Source organism: Kitasatospora sp. NPDC033851 (assembly GCF_055576085.1).
Window position 1 is genome coordinate 184,704 of record NZ_JBVIRL010000002.1, and the last position, 25,766, is coordinate 210,469.

Here is a 25,766-nt window from a genome sequence, read left to right on the forward strand (position 1 = left end):
ATCGCATTCGGCGCATTGGTCTGCACGGGGGGCGCGCGAGGCGCACTTTTCCGGGGGCCGCGCTACCAATACGTGAACTCTGCGGTACGAATCCATTTCCGATGGCGCATCCGCTCGGGAGAAGGTCCGAAACTCCTGTCGTACCGGTGCAAAAACCTTGTCGCCGATGCGAGGATGACCGAAGGTCGTTGATGCTGTGGGGAGTACGGCGACGGGTGGCGTCCCCCTCGAAGCAGCACGTCCGAATCCTTTTTCGCGTTGGCTGTTCCCGTCCGCTTTAGCCCATTCGGCGATCACCGCTCGTCGACGCGTGTCCTTGTGCCCGGCCTGCTCGTTCACGGGTGGACCGGGCCGCCCGGGGGCGTGCCCCCGGAGGCGCGCGCCGGGACGCGCACGGGCTCCGGGGCGTCCCGCCACCGACTCGGCGGGCGCCGGGCAGGTTGCCGGGGACAGCGGCGCGGGCAGGCTCCGGTCGCACGTCCTCCCCACCCAGCAGTCCTCCCGGTACTCCCCTGGCCCGACCCCGGCCCGCGGGAGCTGCCGCCGATCTCGGGCAGGAGCTTGGCATGCACGGCGACACGCGGGACCAGTCCACACCTGTGGCCGAAACCCTCGACACAGCGGTCGCGGAATCCGCCGGACGGATGGATTCTGACACTCGGACAGATCCGGCGATGCCCGCACCCAGGGCGGCCGGGGCGGTCCGTACCGGATCCTCCGAATCCCAACCCCCCGCAGAGCAGCCCTCAGCAGCACAGCCCTCAGCGGTACAGCCCTCCGCAGCGGCCCCACAACCCGGGGCCGAGGAGGACCGGACCGCGGCACCCCGCAGGCGCACCACCACGCGCCGCACCACCGCCACCGCGTCGGCCGCCACCCCGAAGGCCGGCGACGGGGCCGACCCCGCACCGCGCCGGACGACCGCCGCGAAGAAGGCGGCCGCTCCGAAGGCGACCGCTGCGAAAGCGACCGCCCCGAAGGCGACCGCCGCGAAGGGTGCCGCCAAACCCGCTGCCAAGTCCGCTGCCAAGCCCTCCGCCCGCAAGACAGAGAGCGACACCGTGATCGGCCGCATCCCCGTCCTGGACGTCAGTCCCCTCGTCGACGCCGGCCGCCGCCCGGCCAAGGCGGTCGCCGGCGAGACCTTCCTGGTCACCGCGACCGTCTTCCGCGAGGGCCACGACGCCGTCAACGCCAACGTGGTGCTGCGCGACCCGCGCGGCCGCAGCGGCCCCTGGACGCCGATGCGCGAGCTCGCCGAGGGCACCGACCGCTGGGGCGCGTACGTCACGCCGACCGCGCCCGGCCGCTGGTCGTACCTGGTGGAGGCGTGGAGCGACCCGATCGCCACCTGGCGCAGGACCGCCTCGGTGAAGCTGCCCGCCGGGATCGACACCGCGCTGGTCCTGGAGGAGGGCGCCCGGCTGTTCGAGCAGGCCGCGGCCGGCGTGCCGAAGAAGGAGGGCCGCGCCGACGTCCTGGCCGCCGCCGACGCGCTGCGCGACTCGACCATGCCGCCGCTGTCCCGGCTGGCCGCCGCCCTGGCCCCCGAGGTGCTGGAGCTGCTGGCCCGTCACCCGCTGCGCGAACTGCTGAGCGCCTCCCGCCCGCTGCCGCTGCAGGTGGACCGGGAGCGCGCGCTGTTCGGCTCCTGGTACGAGTTCTTCCCCCGCTCGGAGGGCGCCGCGGTGGACCCGAGCGGCGTCGAGGCGCCGCGCCCGGGCACCCTGCGCACCGCCGCCGAACGGCTGCCCGCCATCGCCGCGATGGGCTTCGACGTGGTCTACCTGCCGCCGGTCCACCCGATCGGCCGAGCCTTCCGCAAGGGCCCGGACAACACCCTGACGACCGGTCCGCACGACGTCGGCTCGCCCTGGGCTATCGGCTCCCCCGAGGGCGGCCACGACGCGGTCCACCCCGACCTCGGCACCATCGAGGACTTCGACCACTTCGTCGCCGAGGCCCAGGCGCTGCACCTGGAGGTGGCGCTCGACTTCGCCCTCCAGTGCTCCCCCGACCACCCCTGGGTGAACAAGCATCCGGAATGGTTCAGCCACCGCGCGGACGGCACCATCGCCTACGCCGAGAACCCGCCGAAGAAGTACCAGGACATCTATCCGATCAACTTCGATCAGGACATGGATGGAATCGTCAAGGAAACCCTCAGGCTCCTCCGATTCTGGATGTCCCACGGCGTGCGGATCTTCCGGGTCGACAACCCGCACACCAAACCGGTGCTGTTCTGGGAGAAGGTGCTCGCCGACATCGCCCGAACCGACCCGGATGTCGTGTTCCTGGCGGAGGCCTTCACCCGCCCGGCGATGATGCACACCCTGGCGAAGATCGGTTTCCACCAGTCGTACACGTACTTCACCTGGCGCACCACCAAGCAGGAACTCACCGAGTACCTCACCGAGCTCACCGGTGACGCGGCCGCCTACATGCGCCCCAACTTCTTCGCCAACACCCCGGACATCCTGCACGCCTACCTGCAGCACGGCGGCCGCGCCGCCTTCGCGATCCGCGCCGTGCTCGCCGCCACCCTCTCCCCCAGCTACGGCGTCTACGCCGGCTACGAGCTGTACGAGAACGAGCCGGCCCACCCGGGCTCCGAGGAGTACCTGCACTCGGAGAAGTACGAGCTGCGCCCGCGCGACTGGAACCGCACCGACACCCTCGCCCCGCTGCTGACCGTGCTGAACCGGCTGCGCCGGCGCCACCCCGCCCTGCAGCAGCTGCGCGACCTGCGCTTCCACCCCACCGACAACGACCAGGTGCTCGCCTACTCCAAGACCGCGACCACCCCCGAGGGCCTCACCGACCAGGTCATCACCGTGGTGAACCTCGACCCGCACCACGTGCAGGAGGCCACCGTCACGCTCGACGGCGACGGCCCGTACGCGGTGCACGACGAGCTCACCGGCGCCGTCTACACCTGGGGCCGGCGCAACTACGTCCGGCTCGATCCCTCAGCCGAGCCGGCTCACCTCCTCACGGTTCGGAGGAACCCAGCGTGACAGTGAACGAGCCCGTCCCCGACACCTTCCCCGAGACCTCCAAGAAGAAGCTCGACCCCGAGTGGTTCAAGCGTGCGGTCTTCTACGAGGTGCTGGTGCGGTCCTTCCAGGACAGCAACGGCGACGGGGTCGGGGACCTCAAGGGGCTCACGGCCAAGCTCGACTACCTCCAGTGGCTCGGGATCGACTGCCTCTGGCTCCCCCCGTTCTTCGCCTCGCCGCTGCGCGACGGCGGGTACGACGTGTCCGACTACACCTCGGTGCTGCCGGAGTTCGGCGACCTCGCCGACTTCATGGAGTTCGTCGACGCCGCGCACGCCCGCGGCATGCGCATCATCATCGACTTCGTCATGAACCACACCAGCGACCAGCACCCGTGGTTCCAGGCCTCCCGGACGGACCCGGACGGGCCGTACGGCGACTTCTACATGTGGGCCGACGACGACAAGCAGTACCCGGACGCCCGGATCATCTTCGTCGACACCGAGACCTCCAACTGGACCTACGACCCGGTCCGCAAGCAGTACTACTGGCACCGCTTCTTCTCGCACCAGCCGGACCTCAACTACGACAACCCCCGGGTCCAGGACGAGATGATCGCCGGGCTGCGGTTCTGGCTCGACCTCGGCATCGACGGCTTCCGGCTGGACGCGGTGCCGTACCTCTTCGCCCGCGAGGGCACCAACTGCGAGAACCTGTCGGAGACCCACGAGTTCCTCAAGCGGGTCCGCAAGGAGATCGACGCCGACTACCCCGACACCGTGCTGCTCGCCGAGGCCAACCAGTGGCCGGAGGACGTCGTCGACTACTTCGGCGACTTCACCTCGGGCGGCGACGAGTGCCACATGGCGTTCCACTTCCCCGTGATGCCGCGGATCTTCATGGCGGTGCGCCGCGAGTCCCGCTACCCGGTGTCCGAGATCCTCTCCAAGACCCCGCAGATCCCCAACGGCTGCCAGTGGGGCATCTTCCTGCGCAACCACGACGAGCTGACCCTGGAGATGGTCACCGACGAGGAGCGCGACTACATGTACGCGGAGTACGCCAAGGACCCCCGGATGCGCGCCAACGTGGGCATCCGCCGCCGGCTCGCCCCGCTGCTGGAGAACGACCGCAACCAGATCGAGCTGTTCACCGCCCTGCTGTTCTCCCTGCCCGGCTCGCCGGTCCTCTACTACGGGGACGAGATCGGCATGGGCGACAACATCTGGCTCGGCGACCGGGACGGCGTGCGCACGCCGATGCAGTGGACCCCGGACCGCAACGCGGGTTTCTCCTCCGCCGACCCGGGCAGGCTCAGTCTGCCGCCCATCATGGACCCGGTGTACGGCTACCAGGTGACCAACGTCGAGGCGCAGCAGAGCAGTTCGAGTTCGCTGCTGCACTGGACGCGTCGCATGATCGAGATCCGCAAGCTCAATCCGGCGTTCGGCCTCGGCAGCTACGCCGAACTGCCGTCCAGCAACCCCGCCGTGCTGGCCTTCGTGCGCGAGTACGAGGGGGACCTGGTCATGTGCGTGAACAACTTCTCGCGGTTCGCGCAGCCGACCGAGCTGGACCTGCGGCAGTACGGCGGGCGGTACCCGGTCGAGCTGATCGGCGGGGTGCGCTTCCCGTCGATCGGTGAGTGGCCCTACCTGCTCACCCTGGCCGGGCACGGCTTCTACTGGTTCCAGCTCCGGCAGCCCCCGCGCCTGAGCGGGACCAGGCGGTCGAAGTAACGATCCGCCGCGCCTCGCCGCACGCACCACGTCAGCACCACCAGACCCTCCGGGGGCGCCAGTTGAACCCCAGCGCCCCCGGAGTTCTCTGCACCACCGCGTACGGAGAACAGCCCAACGGCCACCCACACGAAGGCGTGACACCCGAGCCAAACTCGCGTGCCGCGACCGCCGCGCCGCCGAAATCCGGAAGACTGACGGACCCGGCCACGACCCGTCGGGCAGTCCGCGTGCTTCCGGGGAAAGGGAGTCATGTCCGAAACCTCCCGCTCTCAAGCCCATGTGCAGCACGACGCCCCGGCCGGCTCCACCGCGCCGACCGGCGCGCGGGGCTCCGGGGCCCGGAGAACCACCCTGGGGGTCAGCGAGCTCGTCCAGGCAGCACTGCCGCTGATCGCCGCGTGGCTGCCCACCCAGCGCTGGTACGCCGGGAAGGGACGGCCCATCACCGGCCTCACGCCGGTGGTCGGCACCCCGCTGCAGGTCGGCGACCCGGCCCTGCTGCACCTGCTGCTACGGGTCGAGCACGCCACCACGGCCGGCGCCCCGCACGGCGACATCTACCAGCTGCTGCTCGGCATCCGCTCCCAGGGGCTCGGGGACATCGGGCCCGGCGCGGTGCTCGGCCGACTCAGCCAGGGCCCGTACGACGGCGCGACCCTCTACGACGCGGTACACGACGCCGAACTCACCGGGCGCCTGCTGGAGCACCTCGCCACCGGTGACCGCTTCGGCTCGCTGTCCTTCCGCCGCACCCCCGGCTCCGGTCTGCCCGCCAACCTCCCCGGCCGCGCCTCCACCGCCGAGCAGTCCAACAGCTCGGTCATCTTCGGCACCTCGTACATCCTCAAGCTGTTCCGCCGCATCCACCCCGGCACCAACCCCGACCTCGAACTCTCGCTCGCCCTCTCCCGGGCCGGCTCCACCCGCATCCCCCGGGTCGCCGCCTGGTTCGAGAGCCGGATGGAACGCGCCGAACCCGCCACCCTCGGCCTGCTCCAGCGCTACCTGCCGGACGCCGAGGACGGCTGGGAACTCGCCCTCGACCAGGTCGGCCGGCTCAAGGGCGACCGCTCCCCCGGCAACTTCGCCATCGAGGCGCACCGGCTCGGCCGGGCCACCGCCGAGGTGCACCGGGTACTGGCCCGCTCGATGCCGGTCGCCCGGCTCGACCGCGCCCAGACCGGTCGGCTGGCCACCACGATGGCCGACCGGCTGGACAGCGCCGTCGCCGCCGTCCCCGGACTACTGCGCTTCCGGTCCGCGCTGCGCGCCGCCTTCCAACAGCTCGCCGACGCCCACCCGGACGGCCTGCCGGTCCAGCGCATCCACGGCGACCTGCACCTCGGGCAGGCGATGCGGACCCCGCACGGCTGGGTGCTGCTGGACTTCGAGGGCGAGCCGGCCAAGTCGGTCAACGAGCGCCGCGAACCGCAGCCCGCCCTGCGCGACGTCGCCGCGATGCTCCGGTCCTTCGACTACGCGGCCGCCCACCTGCTGGCCGGCGGCCCGGTCGACCCGGAACTGGCCCATCTCGCCGCCGCCTGGGCTCAGCGCAACCGCACCGCCTTCTGCGCCGGCTACACCGCCGGGGGCGGCGCCGACCCGGCCGCCTCGCCGGAGCTGATGCGGGCGCTGGAGATCGACAAGGCGGTGTACGAGGTGGTGTACGAGGCCCGGCACCGGCCGAGCTGGCTGCCGATCCCGCTGGCCGCGATCAACCGGCTCGCCCTGTCCGTCTGACCCCGCGTTCCCCGTCCCGCCCGCCCGCCCGCCCGCCACGAGTTCGCCCACCCCCCGCCGCAGGAGGACCACGCCGTGACGCCGCTCGACCCGACCGGCCGCCCCAACCGCACAGTTCCGGCCACCTTCCTGGCCGGCGCCTCCGACCTGCCCCGAGCCGAAGGGCGCGCCGACGCCGAAAGGGAGAAGCGAGGGAGCGACGCAGGAGCGACGGAGCGCCGACCGTCGGCGCCGGATCAAGAGCGCCCGGAGGCGAGCGGGCGAATCACAGTCCTGCGCCTGCCCGAGGCGCCGCTGCCGCCGTCCGAGGTGGACCGGTTGGTGAGCGGGCACCACCACGACCCGCACGCGCTGCTCGGCGCGCACCCGGTGCACGGCGGCACGGCGATCCGGGTGCTGCGCCCGTTCGCCGAGCGGGTGGTCGTCGAGACCCCCCAGGGCCCGGCCGAACTCACCCACCAGCAGGGCGGCTTGTTCACCGGCCTGGTGGCCGGCCGCGAACTGCCCGACTACTCCCTGCTGGTGACCTACCCGGACGGCGAGCCGCTGCGCCAGCAGGACGGCTACCGCACCCCGCCCACGCTCGGCGACCTGGACCTGCACCTGATCTCCGAGGGCCGGCACGAGCAGCTGTGGCGGGCGCTCGGCTCGCACGTGCGCACCGTCGACGGCGTGGCCGGCACCGCGTTCGCGGTCTGGGCGCCGAACGCCTCCGGGGTGCGGCTGATCGGCGAGTTCAACCACTGGGACGGCACCGGGCACCCGATGCGCTCGCTCGGCTCGTCCGGCATCTGGGAGCTGTTCGTCCCGGGCCTGGCCGAGGGCACCACGTACAAGTACGAGGTGCACACCCGGCAGGGCTGGGTGCTCGACAAGGCCGACCCGCTGGCCCGGGCCGCCCAGTGCCCGCCCGGCACCGCCTCGGTGGTCACCTCCTCCGCCTACGTGTGGCAGGACGACGAGTGGATGGCCCGCCGGGCCCGCACCACGCACCACCGGGCGCCGATGTCGGTGTACGAGCTGCACCTGGCCTCCTGGCGCCCGGACCTCACCGACTACCGCGCCATCGCCGAGGAACTCCCCCGCTACCTCCAGGAGTTGAACTTCACCCACGTGGAGTTGATGCCGGTGATGGAGCACCCCTTCGGCGGCTCCTGGGGGTACCAGGTGTCCGGCTACTACGCCCCCACCGCCCGGCTCGGCGGGCCGGACGACTTCCGGTACCTGGTGGACGCCCTGCACCGGCACGGCATCGGCGTGATCGTCGACTGGGTGCCCGCGCACTTCCCCAAGGACGACTTCGCGCTCGCCCGCTTCGACGGCGAGCCGCTGTACGAGCCCGCCGACCCGCTGCGCGCCGAGCACCCCGACTGGGGGACGCTGGAGTTCGACTACGGCCGCAAGGAGGTGCGCAACTTCCTGGTCGCCAACGCGGTCTACTGGTGCGAGGAGTTCCACATCGACGGCCTGCGGGTGGACGCCGTCGCCTCGATGCTCTACCTCGACTACTCCCGCGAGGGCGGCGCCTGGACGCCCAACCAGTACGGCGGCCGGGAGAACCTGGACGCTGCCTCCTTCCTGCAGGAGATGAACGCCACCGTCTACCGGCGCTGCCCCGGCGTGATCACCATCGCCGAGGAGTCCACCGCCTGGGACGGGGTCACCCGCCCCACCGACGCCGGCGGCCTCGGCTTCGGGCTGAAGTGGAACATGGGCTGGATGCACGACTCCCTGGTCTACATGTCCAAGGAACCGGTGCACCGCAAGTACCACCACAACGAGATCACCTTCTCGATGGTGTACGCCTACTCGGAGAACTACATCCTGCCGATCTCGCACGACGAGGTCGTCCACGGCAAGCAGTCCCTGGTCTCCAAGATGCCCGGCGACTGGTGGCAGCAGCGCGCCAACCACCGCGCCTACCTGGGCTTCATGTGGTCCCACCCGGGCAAGCAACTGCTGTACATGGGGCAGGAGTTCGCCCAAGGCGCGGAATGGGACCACGAGCAGGGCCCGCAGTGGTGGGTGCTCGACGAACAGTGGCCGGCCCACCGGGACCACCTCGGGGTGCGCCGCCTGGTCCGCGACCTCAACCGGCACTACCTCGACACCCCGGCCCTGTGGGAGCTGGACACCACCCCGGACGGCTTCCGCTGGCTCGACGGCGGCGCCGCCGACGACAACCTGCTCTCCTACGTCCGCTACGCGGCCGACGGCACCCCGCTCGTCGCGGTCTGCAACTTCTCCCCGGTCGTCCGGCACGCCCGCCGGGTCGGCCTGCCCCGCCTCGCCGGCCGCGACCAGCTGTGGGAGGAAGTGCTGAACACCGACGCCGAGGAGTACGGCGGCGGCGGCATCGGCAACTCCCACCCGGTCAAGGCCGACCCCGTGGAGTGGGACGGCCAGCCCCGCTCCGCCGAACTGATCCTCCCCCCGCTCGCCACCCTCTGGCTCCGCCCGGCCTGAGCACCTAGGCTCCCCGCCTGAGAGTGATCGTCAGCAGGCGGGGGGCTTGCACATGTGGCTGTGGACGGTGCTGGGGTGGATCTACCTCTTGGTGCCCTTCGCCTGTTGGGCGGCGGTGGTCCGCACCCGGGCGGTCGGGGCGGCGGTCTTCGCCGTCCTGGCCGGCCTGGCCACCGCCATCGTGGGCCTGGAGTACGAGTGGTTCTTCATCCGGCCCATGGCCGAGCTGGAGGCCGGGTACCCGTTCGTGGCGAGCCTGGCGATCCTGGCGGGCGTGCTGGGCGAGAAGCGGCTGCGCGACCCCCGGCCGAAGGGGCGCATCGACCCCGAGACCGGAGCGGCCGTCGTGGTCTGCGCTCACGCCGTCGCCGGAGCGGCCATCGCCCTCCTCTACCAGCTCGCCGTCTACGAGCCCTTCATCCCGAGCCTCGCCGAGGTGCCGCTGCCACCCGGGGTGACCATCGAGCACGCCGACGAGGGCTACTGCGGCACGAACTTCTGCTCCCGGACCCTCACGATCGGCAGCAGCACCGGCCTGTCGCCCGCCGAGGTGCAGGCCCGGCTGCAGGCCGCGCTCGCCGCCGACGGCTGGACCCCCGGCCGCGACACCTTCCTGCAACGGCCGCACGGCTGGCTGGTGGACCGACGCGTGTCGGAGCTGCACTTCAGCGGGATGACGGTGGAGCTGTCCGGCTCGGAGCTCGCCATGGTCCGGCCCTGACCTCCGACTCCTCCCACGGTGACCTTCGGCCGCTTGCCACCGCTCAGCGCCTCTGCTCGCCGACGTCCGTTCGGGGTGCGAAGGTATGGTCGAGATGACCACCCACCGAGACGACGGGACGGAGACATCCGCGTGGCGCGCAGCGTGTACGTGACCGGGATCGACCGGGGGGACGGCCGGCAGGCGGTCGAACTCGGGGTCATGGAACTGCTCACCCGCCAGGTGGACCGGGTCGGGGTCTTCCGCCCGCTGGTGCACGCCGCCGCGCCCGGGCAGCCGGGCACGGACCACGTGGTCGAGCTGCTGCGCGGCCGCTACCGGATCGACCAGCCCGGCGCCGAGCTGTACGGCCTCACCTACGAGGAGGCCGCCGCGCTGCAGGCCGCCCAGGGACAGGACGAACTGGTCTCCGTCCTGGTCGACCGGTTCCGCGCGATGGAGCGGCGCTGCCAGGCGGTGCTGGTCCTCGGCACCGACTTCGCCGACACCAACATCCCGGACGAGCTGGCCTTCAACGCCCGCCTCGCCAACGAGTTCGGCGCCGCCGTGCTGCCGGTGGTCGGCGGGCACGCCGAGGACCCGGAGGCCGTGATCGCCGAGGTGCGCAACGCGCACCGGGCGTACACCGACCTCGGCTGCGAGACCCTGGCGATGATCGCCAACCGGGTCGCCCCCGGCGGCAAGCAGCGGATCCAGCGCACGCTCACCGAGAAGCTGCCGATCCCCGCCTACGTCATCCCGGAGGAGCCGGCGCTGGCCGCGCCGACCGTCGCCCAGCTGGTCGAGGCGACCGGCGCCGAGGTGCTGCTCGGGGACGCGGCCGGCCTGGCCCGGGACGTGCGCGGCTACGTCTTCGGCGGCGCGATGCTGCCGACCTTCCTGGACGCGCTGACCGAGGGCGCGCTGGTCGTCACCCCAGGGGACCGTGCCGACCTGGTGATCGGCTCGCTGGCCGCGCACGCCGCCGGCGCCCCGCCGATCGCCGGCGTGCTGCTGACGCTCGGCCAGCACCCCGGCCCGAACGTGCTGGCGTTGGCCGCCCGGCTCGCCCCGGGCACCCCGGTCGCGGTCGTCCCCGAGGGCAGCTGGCCGACCGCCGCCACCCTGACCCACCTGGAGGGCAAGCTCACCTCGGCCAGCCCCCGGAAGGCCGAGATCGCCCTCGGCCTGTTCGAACTGCACGTCGACACGGCCGAGTTGACCAATCGGATCGAGGTCGGCCGGTCCGAGCGGGTCACCCCGATGATGTTCGAGCACGCGCTGCTGGAGCGCGCCCGGGCCGGCCGCCGGCACGTCGTGCTGCCCGAGGGCACCGAGGAGCGGGTGCTCCGCGCGGCCGAGATCCTGCTGCGCCGCAACATCTGCGACCTCACCGTGCTCGGCGAGCCGGACGCGGTGCGCCGCAAGGCCGCGGGGCTCGGCATCGAGCTGCCGGAGGCGGGGCCACCTCCCGGCCGCCGGGCCGGGGGAGAGCCGGGCGCCGACCGCGCGCAGCTCCGGATCGTCGACCCGGCCACCAGCCCGCTGCGCCGCCAGTTCGCCGAGCTCTACGCGAAGCTGCGGGCCCACAAGGGCATGACGGTCGAGCTGGCCCTCGACGTGGTCACCGACGTGTCCTACTTCGGCACCCTGATGGTCCAGGAGGGCATCGCGGACGGCATGGTGTCCGGCGCGGTGCACTCCACGGCGGCCACCATCCGGCCCGCCTTCGAGGTGATCAAGACCTCGCCGGGCGCCTCGATCGTCTCCTCCGTCTTCTTCATGTGCCTGGCCGACAAGGTGCTGGTGTACGGCGACTGCGCGGTCAACCCCGACCCGGACGCCCAGCAGCTGGCCGACATCGCCATCCAGGCCGCCACCACCGCCGCCCAGTTCGGGGTGGAGCCACGGGTCGCGATGCTCTCGTACTCCACCGGCACCTCCGGCTCCGGCGCGGACGTCGACAAGGTGCGCAAGGCCACCGAGCTCGTCCGCGAGCTGCGGCCGGACATCCTGGTGGAGGGCCCGATCCAGTACGACGCGGCGGTGGACGAGCACGTCGCGGCCACCAAGCTGCCGGGCTCGCCGGTGGCCGGGCGGGCGACCGTGCTGATCTTCCCGGACCTCAACACCGGCAACAACACCTACAAGGCCGTCCAGCGCTCGGCCGGCGCGGTCGCGGTCGGCCCGGTGCTGCAGGGGCTGCGCAAGCCCGTCAACGACCTCTCGCGCGGCGCGCTGGTCGAGGACATCGTCAACACCGTCGCGATCACCGCCATCCAGTCCCAGGACCACAAGGAGCCCGGCGCATGAGTGAAGGCACCCGCGTTCTGGTTCTGAACGCCGGATCCTCGTCGGTGAAGTACCAGCTGATCGACATGCTGGACGGAGCCCGGCTGGCCGCCGGGCTGGTCGAGCGGATCGGCGAGGGCGCCGGCCGCCTGGTGCACACCCCGCGCGGGGGTGAGCCGCGCGAGGCCGCGCAGGTCTTCCCCGACCACGCCGCCGCGCTGAAGGCCGTCGCCGAGGAACTGGCCGCCGACGGCCTCGGGCTGGACTCCCCCGAACTGGCCGCGATCGGCCACCGGGTGGTGCACGGCGGCCTGCGGTTCACCGAGCCGACCGTGATCACCGACGAGGTGCTCAAGGAGATCCGCCGGCTGATCCCGGTCGCGCCGCTGCACAACCCGGCCAACATCACCGGCATCGAGGTGGCCCGGGCACTGCGCCCCGACCTGCCGCAGGTGGCCGTGTTCGACACCGCCTTCCACGCCTCGATGCCCGAGTTCGCGGCCCGGTACGCGATCGACAAGGACGTCGCCGACCAGCACCGGGTGCGCCGCTACGGCTTCCACGGCACCTCGCACCAGTACGTCTCGCGGGCCACCGCCCGGCTGCTCGGCAAGGATCCGGCCGAGGTCAACGTGATCGTGCTGCACCTGGGCAACGGGGCCTCCGCCTCGGCGGTCGGCGGCGGCCGCTGCGTGGACACCTCGATGGGCCTCACCCCGCTGGAGGGCCTGGTCATGGGTACCCGCTCGGGCGACATCGACGCCGGCGTGGTGTTCCACCTGCACCGGGTCGGCGGACTGTCGATCGACGGGATCGACGACCTGCTCAACCGCCGCAGCGGCCTGCGCGGTCTGTGCGGCGAGAACGACATGCGCGAGATCATGCGCCGCGCCGACGAGGGCGACGCGGACGCGAAGCTCGCCTTCGACACCTACATCCACCGGCTGCGCAAGTACATCGGCGGCTACTACGCGGTGCTCGGCCGGGTGGACGCGATCGCGTTCACCGCGGGCGTCGGGGAGAACGCGGCGCCGGTGCGCGCGGCGGCCACCGCGGGGCTGGACGAACTGGGCATCGCCGTGGACCCGGAGCTGAACTCGGTGCGCTCCCGCGAGGCCCGGATCATCTCGCCCGCGTACGCCCGGGTGACGGTCGCCGTGGTGCCCACCGACGAGGAGCTGGAGATCGCCCGGCAGGCCTTCGCGCTGGTGTACCGGGAACACCGACAGTCCGAGGAATGACACGAAATCGTCTCACTCCTCGAAACGATTCGCTGGCGATTCCTCCCGGTCCGCACCGAATGCACGCATAACACGAACGGATAGACTGATCGATATGCGCCGAGCGAAAATTGTCTGCACCCTGGGTCCGGCGACGGACTCCTACGAACAGCTGAAGGCCATCGTCGAAGCGGGCATGAACGTCGCCCGACTGAACATGAGCCACGGCAACCACGCGGACCACGAGGAGCGGTACCGCAAGGTCCGCCAGGTCTCGGAGGACACCGGCAAGGCCATCGGCGTCCTTGCCGACCTCCAGGGTCCGAAGATCCGTCTGGCGACCTTCGCCAACGGCCCGGTGACCGTCGACAACGGCGACGAGTTCACCATCACCACCGAGGACGTCCCCGGTGACCAGTACATCTGCGGCACCACCTACAAGGGCCTGCCCGGCGACGTGAAGCCCGGCGACCCGATCCTGATCAACGACGGCGTCATCGCCCTGGAGGTCGTCAGCGTCGACGGCCCGCGGGTGAAGACCGTGGTGGTCGAGGGCGGCGTGCTCTCGAACAACAAGGGCATCAACCTGCCCGGCGCGGCCGTGAACGTGCCCGCCCTGTCCGAGAAGGACAAGGACGACCTGCGCTTCGCGCTCCGCCTGGGCGTCGACATGGTCGCGCTGTCCTTCGTCCGCAACGCGGACGACATCAAGGACGTCCACGAGGTCATGGACGAGGTCGGCATCCGGGTGCCGGTCATCGCCAAGATCGAGAAGCCGCAGGCCGTCGAGGCCATGGAGGAGATCGTCCTCGCCTTCGACGCCATCATGGTCGCCCGCGGCGACCTCGCCGTGGAGTACCCGCTGGAGCGGGTGCCGCTGGTCCAGAAGCAGCTGGTCACGCTGGCCCGCCGCAACGCCAAGCCGGTCATCGTCGCCACCCAGATGATGGAGTCGATGATCCACGCCTCGCGCCCGACCCGCGCCGAGGTCTCCGACGTCGCCAACGCCATCCTGGACGGCACCGACGCGGTCATGCTCTCCGCCGAGTCCAGCGTCGGCAAGTACCCGGTCGAGACCGTCCGCACCATGAGCCGGATCTGCGAGAAGGCCGAGGAGGAGCTGGTCTCCCAGGGCCTGCAGCCGCTCAACCCTGGCCGCAAGCCGCGCACCCAGGGCGGCTCGGTCGCCCGCGCCGCGTGCGAGCTGGGCGACTTCCTCGACGGCAAGGCCCTGGTCGCGTTCACCAAGTCCGGCGACACCGCGCGCCGGCTGTCCCGCTACCGCTCGCCGATCCCGGTGATCGCGTTCACCCCCGACTCCGCGACCCGCAACCAGCTCTCGCTGAGCTGGGGCGTCGAGGCGTACGTGACCGAGCAGGTCGCCACCACCGACGCCATGGTCGCCCAGGTCGACCGTGAGCTGCTGCGGCTGGGCCGGCTCGCCGAGGGCGAGACCGTGATCGTCACCGCCGGTGTCCCGGTCGGCATCCCGGGCACCACCAACATGGTGCAGGTGCACCACCTGGGCAGCCGGGGCGAGTGAGCGTCGGGCCGTAGGCCGCAAGAACGCCCGTGGGGCGGTCCTCCTGTGCGGAGGGCCGCCCCACGGGCGTTACGGCGTCGGCTACTTGTCGCTGTAGGGCGCGTCGTCGTTGAACAAGTGCATCCCCGGGATGTGCAGGGTGCCGCCGAACTGGCCGGCCTGCTTGGCGGTGACGCCGGTCAGCTCCAGGTCCAGCGGGATCGGGATGGCGCCGATCAGGTCGTACAGCCAGCGCGGCAGGGTGTCCGGGGTGAGGGTGATCTCGCCCAGGTCGATCGGGATCGGCAGGCCGAGCAGCTTGGAGAGGTGGCCGGACAGCCGCTCCACGTACATGGTGACCGGGCCGTTGCGCATGGTCGAGGTGGACCCCTTGGCGCCCTGGACGTGGAAGGTCACGCCGTTGCTTTCCAGGGTCGACATGTCGAGATCGTCGATGTCCACGCTGTCGACGACGAACTTCAGCACCCGCTTGGTCCTCGTCGGGGTCTTCACGTCGTAGACGCCGTGGAAGACCGCGCCGTGCAGGGCGAGCCGGCTGGTCTGCAGCGTCCAGTTCTGCTCCGGGACGACCTGCCCCGCGGCGGCCGCGCCGGCGGTCAGACTCCTGGCGTCCACAGCGCAGTTGGGGTTGGCGGTGGGCGAGGCGGACGGGGTGCCGGTGGCGCCCGCGGTCGGCGAGGCGGTACCGGAGGCGCCCGCTGAGGGCGACGCACCCGTGGAGGGCGTCGCCTTGGGGCTCGCCTTCCCGCTCGGCGTCGCCGTCGGCGAGGCCGCGCCGCCCGAGGGCTGGGCTGCCGGCGACGCGGCGCCCTGGGCCTGCGGCTGGACGGGCGCGGGCTGGGCCGGGGTGCCGTCGCGCGGGGCCGGAGTGGTGGCCGGCGCCGGGGTGGTGGCCGGGGCCGGGGTGGTGCCGGGCTTGGGGGCCTGGGTCGGACTCGGGCTCGGCGAGGCGCTCGGGTTCAGCAGGTGGTTGATGCCGCCGACGATGTCGTCGATCAGCCCGGCCTGGGTCGCCAGGCCCGGACCGCTTCCGGCGCCCTGCTGGACCGTGCTCGGCGCGACCGCGTCTGTGGTGGCGGCCGCGGCCTGCGGCTGCGCGGCCGCGCGGGCGGCGGGCGGCTGGGTGGCGGGCGTCGCGGCGGACGGCGGCTTGACCGGCGAGGTGGGCTGCGGGGTGGGCGCGGCGGTCGGAGCGTGAGTCGGGGCCTGGGTCGGGGCCTGGGTCGGCACCGAGCTCGGCCCGGTCGAGGGACCGGAGGTGGGCGCCCCCGGTGCCGTGGTCGGCGCGGCGGTCGGGCCCGGCGGCGGCTCGGGCAACTCGGTCTTGGGGACGGGCGTCTCGACCGGCGCGACGTCCGGCACGGCGACCGGCGCGTTGCCGCACGGCTTGCCCGCCGCGGACTCGGCCAGCGCCGGGTTGGGCGTGTAGGCGGCGGCCATCAGCAGCGCGGTCGGCACCGCGGCCATCGCCAGCGCGCGGCCTCTCAGCCGGACCCGTACGGGCGTGCGCGGGGCCGCGTGCCGGCCTGAGCGTTGCGCCGGGACGGCCGTACCGTCGGCTTGCTCGGCCGGGCCGGTCACCGCGCCCCCTCCGGATCGGCGGCGCCGGTCTGCTTCGGGACGGTGGGCTTGGCGGTCGGCTCGGCGGCCTCGGCGGCCGGCTCCTGCGGCGCGCCCTGGGCGGGCAGTTGGGCGGTGGGCGCCTCGGCGGCGGTCTCAGCCACGGTCTCGGCGGGCGCCGCTGCGGGCGCCTCGACGGCCTGCTCGACGGCCTGCTCGGTGGCCTGCTCGGTGGCGACACTCTCCGCCACCGCGTTACCCGCCGTAGCCACGTCGGCGCCCTTGGCCCGGCGGCGTCCGCCCCTGGCCGCCGAATCGTCCTTCGGCTCCGGCATCGGCGCCCAGGAGACCATCAGCCCGCCGCCGATCAGGCCCGGCAGCAGCGACAGCCCGAAGCCCGCCAGGTTGGACACCGGGATCGAGACCAGGGTCAGCAGGATGGTGGCGATGCCGCTGAAGACCCGCACGGCGGGCTGGAACCAGGCGGTCAGACCGAGGATGATCATCAGGACGCCGATGATCAGCGATCCGGCGCCGGCCGTGGTGGACATCGCGATGGTCAGGCCACCGAACGTCAGGTGCGCGTACGGGAAGTAGAGGATCGGGACGCCGGCGATCATGGCCAGCAGGCCACCCCAGAAGGGCCTGGTGCGGCGGAAATCACGGAAGTGCCGCCAGAGCCACCCGATCGGGTTCTGGTGGCCGGTCCGGGGTTCGACCGTTGCGCTGGACATGGTGCAGCTCCTCGATGTCGCTACGAGGGACGAACAATTGGGGGTGGGCCGGGGGACGGCGGTGGTCCGCCGCCCCCGGCTCCGGGTGGACCCGTCGATCGGGCACTGCGCCCGGCACGCCGTCAGGCGCGCCGGGCGGCCGTGCCGTCAGGCGAGGCTCAGAAGCACTCGTTGCCCGCGCCGTCGCCGCTCTTCAGCGCGAGGTTCAGGCCGTTCAGCTTGAACGTTCCGGCCGAGGTGGCCCGGGCGACCTGCTGAACGCCGCTCAGGTCGGCCTTCTTGGCGGCCTGGGCGAAACCGACCGCACCGGTCGGCAGGCCGGCGCCGCCGCCCGCCTTGGTGACGCCCGGGTGCGGGGTCCAGCCCTGGGTGGCCGAGCCGGAGAGGGTGGAGGCGTCCTGGCCGATGTTGATGTCGGTGAAGGTCGCGTCCGCCTTCAGCTGCTCCAGGTCGATCAGCAGGTTGTCGGCCTGAACCGGCTTGCCCGCCTCGGTGCCGGCGTGCAGCTGCAGGGTGATCTTGCCCAGGCCGAACGCGGACAGGTCGGTCACCACCGACTGGCACAGGTTGGTGATGTCGGCGTGGTCGAAGGCCGAGACCGCGACCGGGTGCGGCTTGCCGTTCGCCTCGATGTCGACCGAGCCGAACTGGGCGAAGTTGGTGCCGTGCAGCTGGTCGGTGCTGACCTTGAACTGCTGGCCGGAAATGCTGAACGAGGCGGCGAGCGCGCTGTTGGCGATCGAGACGCCGACCATCGCGGTGGCCGCGACGCTCGGCACCATCACCAGGGCGAAGCGCTTCCAGCGGGTCTTGCCGTAGGTCTTGGACATGCGAGTCCTCCTTCTAGGACGTACATCTCCGGCTCCCCGGCGGCGCGTCCCGCGCCGGTGGGGGCCTGGGATGGGAGAGAGCTACGTCCTCGGTAGCGGAGAGCGCCTCGGGCGTCGGCGGACGCGGGAGTGGCCCGCGTACAGCGGCCCTCCCGGCCAAGCGCCGGCCGACCTTGTGGGGCGGCGGGCAGGACCGACGACATCGGCGATCACCCCCGAGCGACAACCAGCGACCGCGCAGGGCCGCGCGGCCGGTCGAAGGACAGGAACCGCCGTGGGACCGCGGATACCCCCCTGCCCTCCCTACCGCCGACCGGGGTCGGCGGATCGCCCGGTGGGGATCCCGCGCTCCGCGTCACCGACGGACTGTCGGAGGGTGTGGAGTCTGGGACCGGGCGACGCCGATGCTGCTTGAATCCCGGGCGAAGCACAAGGGGTGCCTTACTGACGGGTAATGCAACATTGAGTGGCGTCGATCATGAACTGAGCCCGATTTGCACCGTGTGTGACGCCTTGAAGGAAACGTGACGGCGAAATTTGCCGGAAACACTAACGAAACACCCGTGGGTGGTCACGTACGGTGACCACCCACGGGTGAAATCAAGATTTGGTAAACCTCTGTCCGGTTGACCGGATTGTCGGCAAATCACCTGGCGACACCGCAGGTCATCCACCGTGCCAGCCGGCGGCCGAAACCGCGCCCGAACCGGGCCGGCATCAGGCCCGAACCAGACCCGAACCGGACGCGCGCCGCGCCCGAACCGGGCTCAGAACAGCACGCGCGCCAGCGCCGTACGAGCCGCGGTGACCCGCGGGTCGTCCGACCCGATCACCTCGAACAGCTCCAGCAGGCGCAGCCGGGCGGTGTCCCGGTCCTCGCCGGCCGTCCGCCCGACGGTGTCCACCAGACGCCCGAAGGCGTCCTCGACGTGGCCGCCGACCAGGTCCAGGTCGGCCGCCTGGAGCTGGATCCCGACGTTCTTCGGGTCGGCGGCGGCCGCCGCCCGGACGGCCTGCAGGTCCAGGCCCTCGATCCGCTGCAGCAGCTCGGCCTGGGCCAGGCCCAGCTTGGCCTCGGTGTTGCCCGGCTCCTCGGTCAGCACGTTCTTGTACGCCTGGATGGCGCCGCCCAGGTCGCCGGCGTCCAGCGCGTCGTGCGCGGCGGCCAGCGCCGGGTCCTCGGGGCGCTGCGGGGCGGCGGCCGGGGCCTCGCCCGGGGCGGCCGCGCCGCCGGCCACGCCGAAGCGCTGCTCGGCGACCAGGATCAGCTGGTCCAGCACCTTGCGGATGTTGGCGGCGCTCTCCGCGCCCTGGAACAGCGGCACCAGCTGGCCGGCCACCACGGCCATCACGGCCGGGATGCCCTGGATGCCGAACTGCTGGGCGAGCAGCTGGTTGGAGTCCACGTCGATCTTGGCGAGCACGAAGCGGCCGGCGTACTCCTCGGCCAGGTCCTCCAGGACCGGGCTGAGCTGCTTGCAGGGGCCGCACCACTCGGCCCAGAAGTCGATGACGACCGGCACCTCGGTGGAGCGCTGGACGACCTCGGTCTCGAAGGTGTCCTCGGTGACGTCGATGACGAGCGGGTGCGCGGGCTGGGCGGGGGCGACACCGGCCGCTTCGGCGGCGGCCGTCTGGCGGGCCCGCTCGGCCCGGGCCTGCTCGGCCTTCTGGGCGGCCTCGCCGGCCGCCTTCACTGCGGCGAGGTCGACCGCGCCGCGCAGGGCGGAGCTGTTGGGACGCGAATTCCGTGGCTGCATGGCACCATCCTCCCCCGTCCGCACTGCTCGCGGGCACCATCCTCGGGAAAGTCGCTCCGCGCGGGCCGCGCGGCGCGGGTTCCCGGGCGTCGTACCCGTCCCCCGGTAGCCTGGACCGTTCGGCGCGGATCCCCACCCGCGCCCGCGCCGCTCCCGTCCCACGGTTGCGGCGCCTGGTTGTCACTGGCTTTCCTGCTCTTTCGCTACGAGTCGTAGCGTAACTGGATCCGGTGCCCCGGCCGCAAGCCCCACCGGCGGTTCGGGGACGTGAGCTGCCCCACTTTCCCGGGTGGCCCGGCTGCCCGAATCGGCCAACAGTCGCTACCGTTACCAGCCCCACCCAAGTTACTTACCAGTAAAGCGCAAGGAGGCCCGGTGCCGGCCCCCCAGCCCCACCCGAGCCCGGAGAGCACGGTCCCCCCGTGCACGGCCCCGGCGAGCCCGGCCCCCGAGGCCGCCGGCGCCGCCCGCGCCAAGGGCCGCCCGCGCAGTGCCGCCGCCGACCGCGCGATCCTCGACGCCACCCGCGAGGCCCTCGCCGAACTCGGCTGGGGCGGAATGACCATGGGCCACGTGGCGAGCCGGGCCGGAGTCGCCAAGACCACCCTCTACCGCCGCTGGCCGTCCAAGAACGAGCTCGTGGTCGACGCCGTCGCCACCCTCTTCGACGACCTGGTGATGCCCGACCTCGGCAGCCTGCGGGCCGACATCGAGGCCGTGGTGGCCCAGTTCGCCGACCTGCTGGCCCGCCCCGAGACCCAGGCCTCACTGCTCGCGCTGTTCGCCGAGGGCATCCGCGACCGGCAGCTGCACCGCCGGATCCGCGAGGCCATCGTGGACCCGCAGAAGCGGCTGGTCCGCCAGGGCCGGGCGGCCGCACAGGCGCGCGGCGAACTCGAGGCGGACACCGACGCCGAGTCCGCCCGCGAGGAGGTCGACATCATCTTCGACACCATCGCGGGCACCGTCGAACACCGCGTCCTGGTCAGCGGCGAGCCGATCACCCCCGACTGGACCCGCCGCTTCACCGACCTGCTGCTGGGACCGCTCACCACCTGCTGAGGACACGACGCAGCCGCCCGTACGGACGACTCCGTACGGGCGGCTGCGGCTCGGGGCGCTCCAGCGTGCTCGGGGCGGTGAGCGCGGTCAGAACGTCGCGTTCTCCTGGTACGTCCCCCACTCCGACCGCAGCGCGTTGCAGATCTCGCCCAGCGTCGCCTCGGCGCGCACCGCGTCCAGCATCGGCGGGATCATCGACTCGCCGGAGCGCGCCGCCGCCAGCATGGCGTCCAGCCCGGCCCGCACGGCCGCCTCGTCCCGGGCCGCCTTGCGCTCGCCCAGCACGCGCACCTGCTCGCGCTCGACCTCGTGGCTGACCCGCAGGATCTCCAGCTCCTTGGTGACGCTGCCCGGGTGGCAGTTGACGCCGACCACGCGCTTGTCGCCCTTCTCCACCGACTGCTGGTACTGGAAGGCCGCCTCGGCGATCTCGCCGGTGAACCAGCCCTCCTCGATGCCGCGCAGGATGCCGGAGGTGATCGGGCCGATCTCGTGGTCCTCGCGGCCCTTGTCCAGGATCCGCTGGAAGATCGCCTCGGCCTGCTGCTCGATCCGGTCGGTCAGCGCCTCGACGTACCAGGAACCGCCCAGCGGGTCGGCCACGTTGGCGACGCCGGTCTCCTCCATCAGCACCTGCTGGGTGCGCAGGGCGATCTCGGCGGCCTGCTCGGAGGGCAGCGCCAGGGTCTCGTCCAAGGCGTTGGTGTGCAGCGAGTTGGTGCCGCCGAGCACCGCGGCCAGCGCCTCGACGGCGGTACGGACCACGTTGTTGTACGGCTGCTGCGCGGTGAGCGAGACGCCGGCGGTCTGGGTGTGGAACCGCAGCCACTGCGCCTTGTCGGTCTTCGCGCCGAAGCGGTCGCGCATCCAGCGGGCCCAGATCCGGCGCGCGGCGCGGAACTTGGCGATCTCCTCGAAGAAGTCCAGGTGCGCGTCGAAGAAGAAGGACAGGCCGGGCGCGAAGACGTCCACGTCCAGGCCCCGGGACAGGCCCAGCTCGACGTAGCCGAAGCCGTCCGCGAGGGTGTACGCCAGCTCCTGCGCGGCCGTCGCCCCGGCCTCGCGGATGTGGTACCCGGAGACGGACAGCGGCTTGTACGCGGGGATGCCCTCGGCGCAGTAGGCCATCAGGTCGCCGATCAGACGCAGGTGCGGCTCGGGGGCGAAGAGCCACTCCTTCTGCGCGATGTACTCCTTGAAGATGTCCGTCTGCAGGGTGCCGTTGAGCACCGCCGGGTCGACGCCCTGGCGCTCGGCGGCGACCAGGTACATGCAGAAGACCGGGACGGCCGGGCCGCTGATCGTCATCGAGGTGGTGACCTCGCCGAGCGGGATGCCCTTGAACAGCACCTCCATGTCGGCGGCCGAGTCGATGGCCACGCCGCAGTGGCCGACCTCGCCGAGCGACTTGGGGTCGTCCGAGTCGTAGCCCATCAGGGTGGGCATGTCGAAGGCGACCGAGAGGCCGCCGCCGCCCGCGTCCAGGATCATCCGGTAGCGCTCGTTGGTCTGCTGCGCGTTGCCGAAGCCGGCGAACTGGCGGATGGTCCAGGTGCGGCCCCGGTAGCCGGTCGGGTGCAGGCCGCGGGTGTACGGGTACTCGCCCGGCCAGCCGATCCGCTCGAAGCCCTCGTAGGCCTGCCCGGCGGGCGGGCCGTAGACCGGCTCGACCTCGTCGCCGGAGAGCGTGGTGAAGTCCGCGTCCCGCCGGCGGGCCTTGTCGTACCGCTGCTGCCAGCGCTGCCGTCCGCGCTCGATCTCCTCGGCGTCCATGGCCCGAACTCCGCTCCGTACGGCCGCCACGGCGACGGGGCGGCACAGCTATTAGGACGTCCTACTAATTTACTCGGACGTCCTAGTACTTGTCGACGGATGACGGCCGCGAAAGACCGGGAAACCGCCCCGGTGGCCCACGAACGCCGAGGGCCTCGCGAACGGCCGAGGCCCACGGCCGCCGAGGGCCCGCCCCGCGAAACGCCGAGGGCCCCTCCCCCGCGGCGGGGGGAGGGGCCCTCGTGCGGGCTCCCGGTTCAGACGCCGGCCGGCTGGCGGGCGCCGGTGCCCGCCGCCAGCTTCGCGGCGGCCTCGCCGGCCACCTTGCGCTCGAAGACGAAGGAGAGGAACGGGATGCAGCCCGCCGCCAGGGTCAGCACCAGTCGGCCGAGCGGCCACTTCAGCTTCTGCCCGAGCAGGAAGGTCACCACGAAGTACCCGATGTACAGGTAGCCGTGCAGCATCGCGACGTAGGTGGTCACGTCCTCGGCCGTGCTGAAGCCGTACTTCGCGACCATGAAGCCGCAGAACACCAGCAGGGCCACACCGGTCGCAATGGCCAGGGCCCGGTACCAGCCCAGCAGGGGGGTCGCCTTCATACTCTTCCTCGCCTCGCTCGGCTTTTTCGGCCGGTACGCCCGGATCCGCGCACCGCTCCCACGAGGGTAGCCGCCCTCACGCCTGCTCCTTCGCAGCCCCCTCGTCCGGCTCGGAGAAGTCGCCGGCCGCGATCCGCAGCGGCTTGAGCAGCTCGAACACCTGGCGGCACTGCTCGGGGCCGTACTCCTCCAGCCCGAACTCCATCGCCATGAGCTCGCGGGTGGCCTCCTCGACCGCCTCGCGGCCGCGCTCGGTGATCGCGGCCAGCACGCCGCGGCCGTCCAGCGGGTTGGGGCGGCGGGCGACCAGGCCGGCCCGCTCCAGGCGGTCGACGGTGTTGGTCACGCTGGTCGGGTGGACCATGAGCCGCTCGCCGATCTTGGAGAGCGAGAGCTCGCCGGTCCGGCTGAAGGTCAGCAGCACCAACGCCTCGTAGCGGGCGAAGGTCAGCCCGTACGGCTTGAGCACCGCGTCCACCCGGGAGAGCAGGATCTGGTGGGCGCGCATGATCGAGGTGATCGCCGCCATCGAGGGGACTCCGCCCCAGCGGCGGGTCCACAGCTCGTCGGCGCGGGCGATCGGGTCGAAGTCGAGAGCGAGGGGCTTGGCCACCTCCTTACCGTACCGGCGGATGGGACGCGTGCTACCAGCCGTCCTGATGGTGGACAAGCGCAACACGTGGCGGGATCCCGCCAATCGGACTGCCAGGTCCATACCAGGACATTGCGCCAGTGTGAACTGGCGGCAACACGCGTGCGGCACACCGGGGTTGACCGCCGATCGCGTCAACCCCGGGCCGGCGGGCCTCGATTCGGACCGTAACCCGCCGAAAGGCGGGGTGATTCATCCCTTTCGTCCGTCCGTTCACAATCCTTCATCCTGGCGGGACTTGGCCAATTCATGAGCAAGACCTGTCATTTGATTTGCTCGATTGTCATGCTTTCCGCCAACCCCGTCCGGCAGCCACCACCCCCACCCACCGGTGGCCAGCCGCTCGACCGCTCGGGGTCCTGCACGTCAGTGCCCGTCCTGCCCCTCAGGTGCCGACCCCGGCCCCCGGGACGCGGCGCGACCGCGCCCACGCGCGGTTTCCCGGAAGGACTCGTCCGTGAAGCGAAAGCTCGCCGCAGTCGCCGTACTCTCCGCCACCGCCCTGCTCACCGGCGTTGTCCAGGCCGGTACCGCGGCCATCGCGGACCCGGCCCCGCACTCCCGGACCGCCGACCTGATCGCCCTGGCGAACAGCCAGGCCGGCAAGGTGGCGCACGCCCTGGCCCTGGGCGGCCAGGAGCAGCTCGTCGCCAAGGACGCCCTGGTGGACGCCGACGGCACCCGTCACTTCCGTTACGAGCGCACCTTCGCCGGACTCCCGGTCCTGGGCGGCGACCTCGTCGTGCACCAGAAGGCGGACGGCTCGACCACCTCCGTCGACAAGGCCACCGGCGCGACGATCGCCCCGCCGAGCCTCACCCCGCAGATCCCCGCCGACAAGGCCGCCGCCCAGGCGACCGGCGCCGTGCAGGCCACCGTCGGCATCACCGCCGACGCGGACGAGGCGCCGCTGACGGCGGTGCACCAGACCGGCAAGGCCGAGCTGGTGGTCTGGGCCACCGACGGCAACCCGCGCCTGGCGTACCGCACCACCGTCGAGGGCGAGCGCGCCGACGGCACCCCGAGCCGCCAGCTGCTGGTCACCGACGCGGCGAGCGGCCAGGTGCTCTCCACCCACGAGGAGGTGCAGACCGCCGCCGGCACCGGCAAGGGCGTCTTCGTCGGCACCGTCCCGCTGACCACCACCCAGAGCGGCACCAGCTTCCAGCTGAAGGACGCCTCGCGCGGCGGCCAGGCCACCTACACCCTGAAGGGCAGGACCTCCGGCTCCGGCACCCTGGTCGCCAACTCGACCGACAGCTTCGGCAACGGCCTGGCCTCCAACGCGGAGTCGGCCGCCGTGGACGCCCAGTTCGGCGCCGCGGCCACCTGGGACTTCTACAAGAACACCTTCGGCCGCAGCGGCATCAAGAACAACGGCGTCGGCGCCGCCAGCCGGGTCCACTACGGCAAGAACTACGTCAACGCGTTCTGGGACGACTCCTGCTTCTGCATGACCTACGGCGACGGCACCAGCAACACCCACCCGCTGACCGAGCTGGACGTGGCCGGCCACGAGATGAGCCACGGCGTCACCTCCGCCACCGCCGGCCTGAACTACTCGGGCGAGTCCGGCGGCCTCAACGAGGCCACCTCGGACATCTTCGGCACCATGGTCGAGTTCTACGCCAACCTGCCCGCCGACAAGCCGGACTACCTGATCGGTGAGCTGATCAACATCAACGGTGACGGCAAGCCGCTGCGCTACATGGACCAGCCGTCCAAGGACGGCGCCTCGGCCGACTACTGGTCGTCCTCGGTCGGCAACCTGGACGTCCACTACTCCTCCGGCGTGGCCAACCACTTCTTCTACCTGCTCGCCGAGGGCAGCGGCGCCAAGACCATCAACGGCGTCAACTACAACAGCCCGACCTACAACAACTCCACCCTCGCCGGCATCGGCCGGGACAAGGCCGCTCAGGTCTGGTACAAGGCGCTGACCACCTACATGACCTCCAGCACCGACTACGCGGCCGCCCGCACCGCCACCCTCAAGGCGGCGACCGACCTGTACGGCGCGAGCAGCGCCGAGTACAGCGCCGTCGCCGCGACCTGGACCGCGGTCAACGTCAACTGACGTACCGCGCAAGCGAT

17 protein-coding genes are annotated in these 25,766 nt (G+C 71.9%); 10 read left to right on the plus strand and 7 right to left on the minus strand.

What is annotated here, in order from left to right; all coding sequences use genetic code 11:
- The first annotated feature begins 1,061 nt into the window (after positions 1 to 1,061).
- The 8 genes from ACZ51D_RS04020 (at position 1,062) to pyk (ending at position 14,702) form a co-directional block, all read left to right on the plus strand.
- The gene (locus tag ACZ51D_RS04020; RefSeq protein ID WP_465617785.1) at positions 1,062 to 3,017 is read left to right on the plus strand and encodes an alpha-1,4-glucan--maltose-1-phosphate maltosyltransferase; all 1,956 of its coding nucleotides are present in this window, start codon (positions 1,062 to 1,064) and stop codon (positions 3,015 to 3,017) included.
- Positions 3,014 to 4,738 (plus strand): maltose alpha-D-glucosyltransferase, encoded by a 1,725-nt coding sequence (gene treS, locus ACZ51D_RS04025; RefSeq protein ID WP_360498703.1) that lies wholly within the window; start codon positions 3,014 to 3,016, stop codon positions 4,736 to 4,738. The genes ACZ51D_RS04020 and treS overlap by 4 nt, the downstream gene beginning before the upstream one ends.
- 252 nt (positions 4,739 to 4,990) lie before the next feature.
- A complete protein-coding gene (locus ACZ51D_RS04030) occupies positions 4,991 to 6,481 on the plus strand; it encodes a maltokinase N-terminal cap-like domain-containing protein (protein ID WP_465617678.1) in 1,491 nt (496 codons plus the stop codon).
- Positions 6,482 to 6,556: 75 nt separating this feature from the next.
- Positions 6,557 to 8,947, plus strand: coding sequence for a 1,4-alpha-glucan branching protein GlgB (glgB, locus tag ACZ51D_RS04035; protein WP_465661120.1), 2,391 nt, complete (start codon positions 6,557 to 6,559; stop codon positions 8,945 to 8,947).
- Positions 8,948 to 8,993: 46 nt separating this feature from the next.
- A complete protein-coding gene (locus ACZ51D_RS04040) occupies positions 8,994 to 9,668 on the plus strand; it encodes a hypothetical protein (RefSeq protein ID WP_465617674.1) in 675 nt (224 codons plus the stop codon).
- Between the two features lie 132 nt (positions 9,669 to 9,800).
- Entirely contained in the window at positions 9,801 to 11,960 is a 2,160-nt protein-coding gene (pta, locus tag ACZ51D_RS04045) for a phosphate acetyltransferase (RefSeq protein WP_465617672.1), read from the plus strand.
- Entirely contained in the window at positions 11,957 to 13,180 is a 1,224-nt protein-coding gene (locus ACZ51D_RS04050) for an acetate kinase (RefSeq protein ID WP_465617670.1), read from the plus strand. Before pta ends, ACZ51D_RS04050 begins: the two co-directional genes overlap by 4 nt.
- Positions 13,181 to 13,274: 94 nt before the next feature.
- Positions 13,275 to 14,702 (plus strand): pyruvate kinase, encoded by a 1,428-nt coding sequence (gene pyk, locus ACZ51D_RS04055; RefSeq protein ID WP_360498694.1) that lies wholly within the window; start codon positions 13,275 to 13,277, stop codon positions 14,700 to 14,702.
- Between the two features lie 81 nt (positions 14,703 to 14,783).
- Here pyk and ACZ51D_RS04060 read toward each other — a convergent pair whose 3' ends face one another.
- From ACZ51D_RS04060 to ACZ51D_RS04075, 4 genes are all read right to left on the minus strand, one after another.
- Positions 14,784 to 16,283: a hypothetical protein gene (locus ACZ51D_RS04060; protein WP_465661122.1), complete on the minus strand. Its 1,500-nt coding sequence runs from the start codon at positions 16,281 to 16,283 to the stop codon at positions 14,784 to 14,786.
- On the minus strand, positions 16,280 to 16,996 hold the full coding sequence (locus ACZ51D_RS04065) for a DUF6114 domain-containing protein (RefSeq protein WP_465661124.1): 717 nt from the start codon (positions 16,994 to 16,996) through the stop codon (positions 16,280 to 16,282). Before ACZ51D_RS04065 ends, ACZ51D_RS04060 begins: the two co-directional genes overlap by 4 nt.
- Positions 16,997 to 17,154: 158 nt before the next feature.
- On the minus strand, positions 17,155 to 17,826 hold the full coding sequence (locus tag ACZ51D_RS04070; protein WP_360498689.1) for a DUF6230 family protein: 672 nt from the start codon (positions 17,824 to 17,826) through the stop codon (positions 17,155 to 17,157).
- A 767-nt stretch (positions 17,827 to 18,593) separates the two neighbouring features.
- Positions 18,594 to 19,586, minus strand: coding sequence for a tetratricopeptide repeat protein (locus tag ACZ51D_RS04075; RefSeq protein ID WP_465617664.1), 993 nt, complete (start codon positions 19,584 to 19,586; stop codon positions 18,594 to 18,596).
- Positions 19,587 to 19,961: 375 nt separating this feature from the next.
- Here ACZ51D_RS04075 and ACZ51D_RS04080 point away from each other — a divergent pair, with 375 nt between their 5' ends.
- Positions 19,962 to 20,648, plus strand: coding sequence for a TetR/AcrR family transcriptional regulator (locus ACZ51D_RS04080; RefSeq protein WP_396287743.1), 687 nt, complete (start codon positions 19,962 to 19,964; stop codon positions 20,646 to 20,648).
- A gap of 87 nt (positions 20,649 to 20,735) precedes the next feature.
- Here the strand turns inward: ACZ51D_RS04080 and ACZ51D_RS04085 are convergent, their stop codons facing one another.
- From ACZ51D_RS04085 to ACZ51D_RS04095, 3 genes are all read right to left on the minus strand, one after another.
- Positions 20,736 to 22,421, minus strand: coding sequence for an acyl-CoA mutase large subunit family protein (locus ACZ51D_RS04085; RefSeq protein ID WP_360498685.1), 1,686 nt, complete (start codon positions 22,419 to 22,421; stop codon positions 20,736 to 20,738).
- A gap of 257 nt (positions 22,422 to 22,678) precedes the next feature.
- The gene (locus ACZ51D_RS04090) at positions 22,679 to 23,020 is read right to left on the minus strand and encodes a DUF3817 domain-containing protein (RefSeq protein WP_360498683.1); all 342 of its coding nucleotides are present in this window, start codon (positions 23,018 to 23,020) and stop codon (positions 22,679 to 22,681) included.
- 76 nt (positions 23,021 to 23,096) lie between these two features.
- Positions 23,097 to 23,633, minus strand: a complete 537-nt coding sequence (locus ACZ51D_RS04095) for a MarR family winged helix-turn-helix transcriptional regulator (RefSeq protein ID WP_465617662.1) — start codon at positions 23,631 to 23,633, stop codon at positions 23,097 to 23,099.
- A gap of 496 nt (positions 23,634 to 24,129) precedes the next feature.
- Here ACZ51D_RS04095 and ACZ51D_RS04100 point away from each other — a divergent pair, with 496 nt between their 5' ends.
- Positions 24,130 to 25,749: a M4 family metallopeptidase gene (locus tag ACZ51D_RS04100; RefSeq protein WP_360498679.1), complete on the plus strand. Its 1,620-nt coding sequence runs from the start codon at positions 24,130 to 24,132 to the stop codon at positions 25,747 to 25,749.
- The last annotated feature ends 17 nt before the right edge of the window (positions 25,750 to 25,766 follow it).

Coding starts and splice junctions, on each gene's coding strand:
- ACZ51D_RS04085 (WP_360498685.1), bottom strand. CDS start 22,421: ATGGACGCCGAGGAGATCGAGCGCGGACGGCAGCGCTGGCAGCAGCGG.
- ACZ51D_RS04070 (WP_360498689.1), bottom strand. CDS start 17,826: ATGTCCAAGACCTACGGCAAGACCCGCTGGAAGCGCTTCGCCCTGGTG.
- ACZ51D_RS04065 (WP_465661124.1), bottom strand. CDS start 16,996: ATGTCCAGCGCAACGGTCGAACCCCGGACCGGCCACCAGAACCCGATC.
- pyk (WP_360498694.1), top strand. CDS start 13,275: ATGCGCCGAGCGAAAATTGTCTGCACCCTGGGTCCGGCGACGGACTCC.
- ACZ51D_RS04050 (WP_465617670.1), top strand. CDS start 11,957: ATGAGTGAAGGCACCCGCGTTCTGGTTCTGAACGCCGGATCCTCGTCG.
- ACZ51D_RS04075 (WP_465617664.1), bottom strand. CDS start 19,586: ATGCAGCCACGGAATTCGCGTCCCAACAGCTCCGCCCTGCGCGGCGCG.
- ACZ51D_RS04030 (WP_465617678.1), top strand. CDS start 4,991: ATGTCCGAAACCTCCCGCTCTCAAGCCCATGTGCAGCACGACGCCCCG.
- ACZ51D_RS04090 (WP_360498683.1), bottom strand. CDS start 23,020: ATGAAGGCGACCCCCCTGCTGGGCTGGTACCGGGCCCTGGCCATTGCG.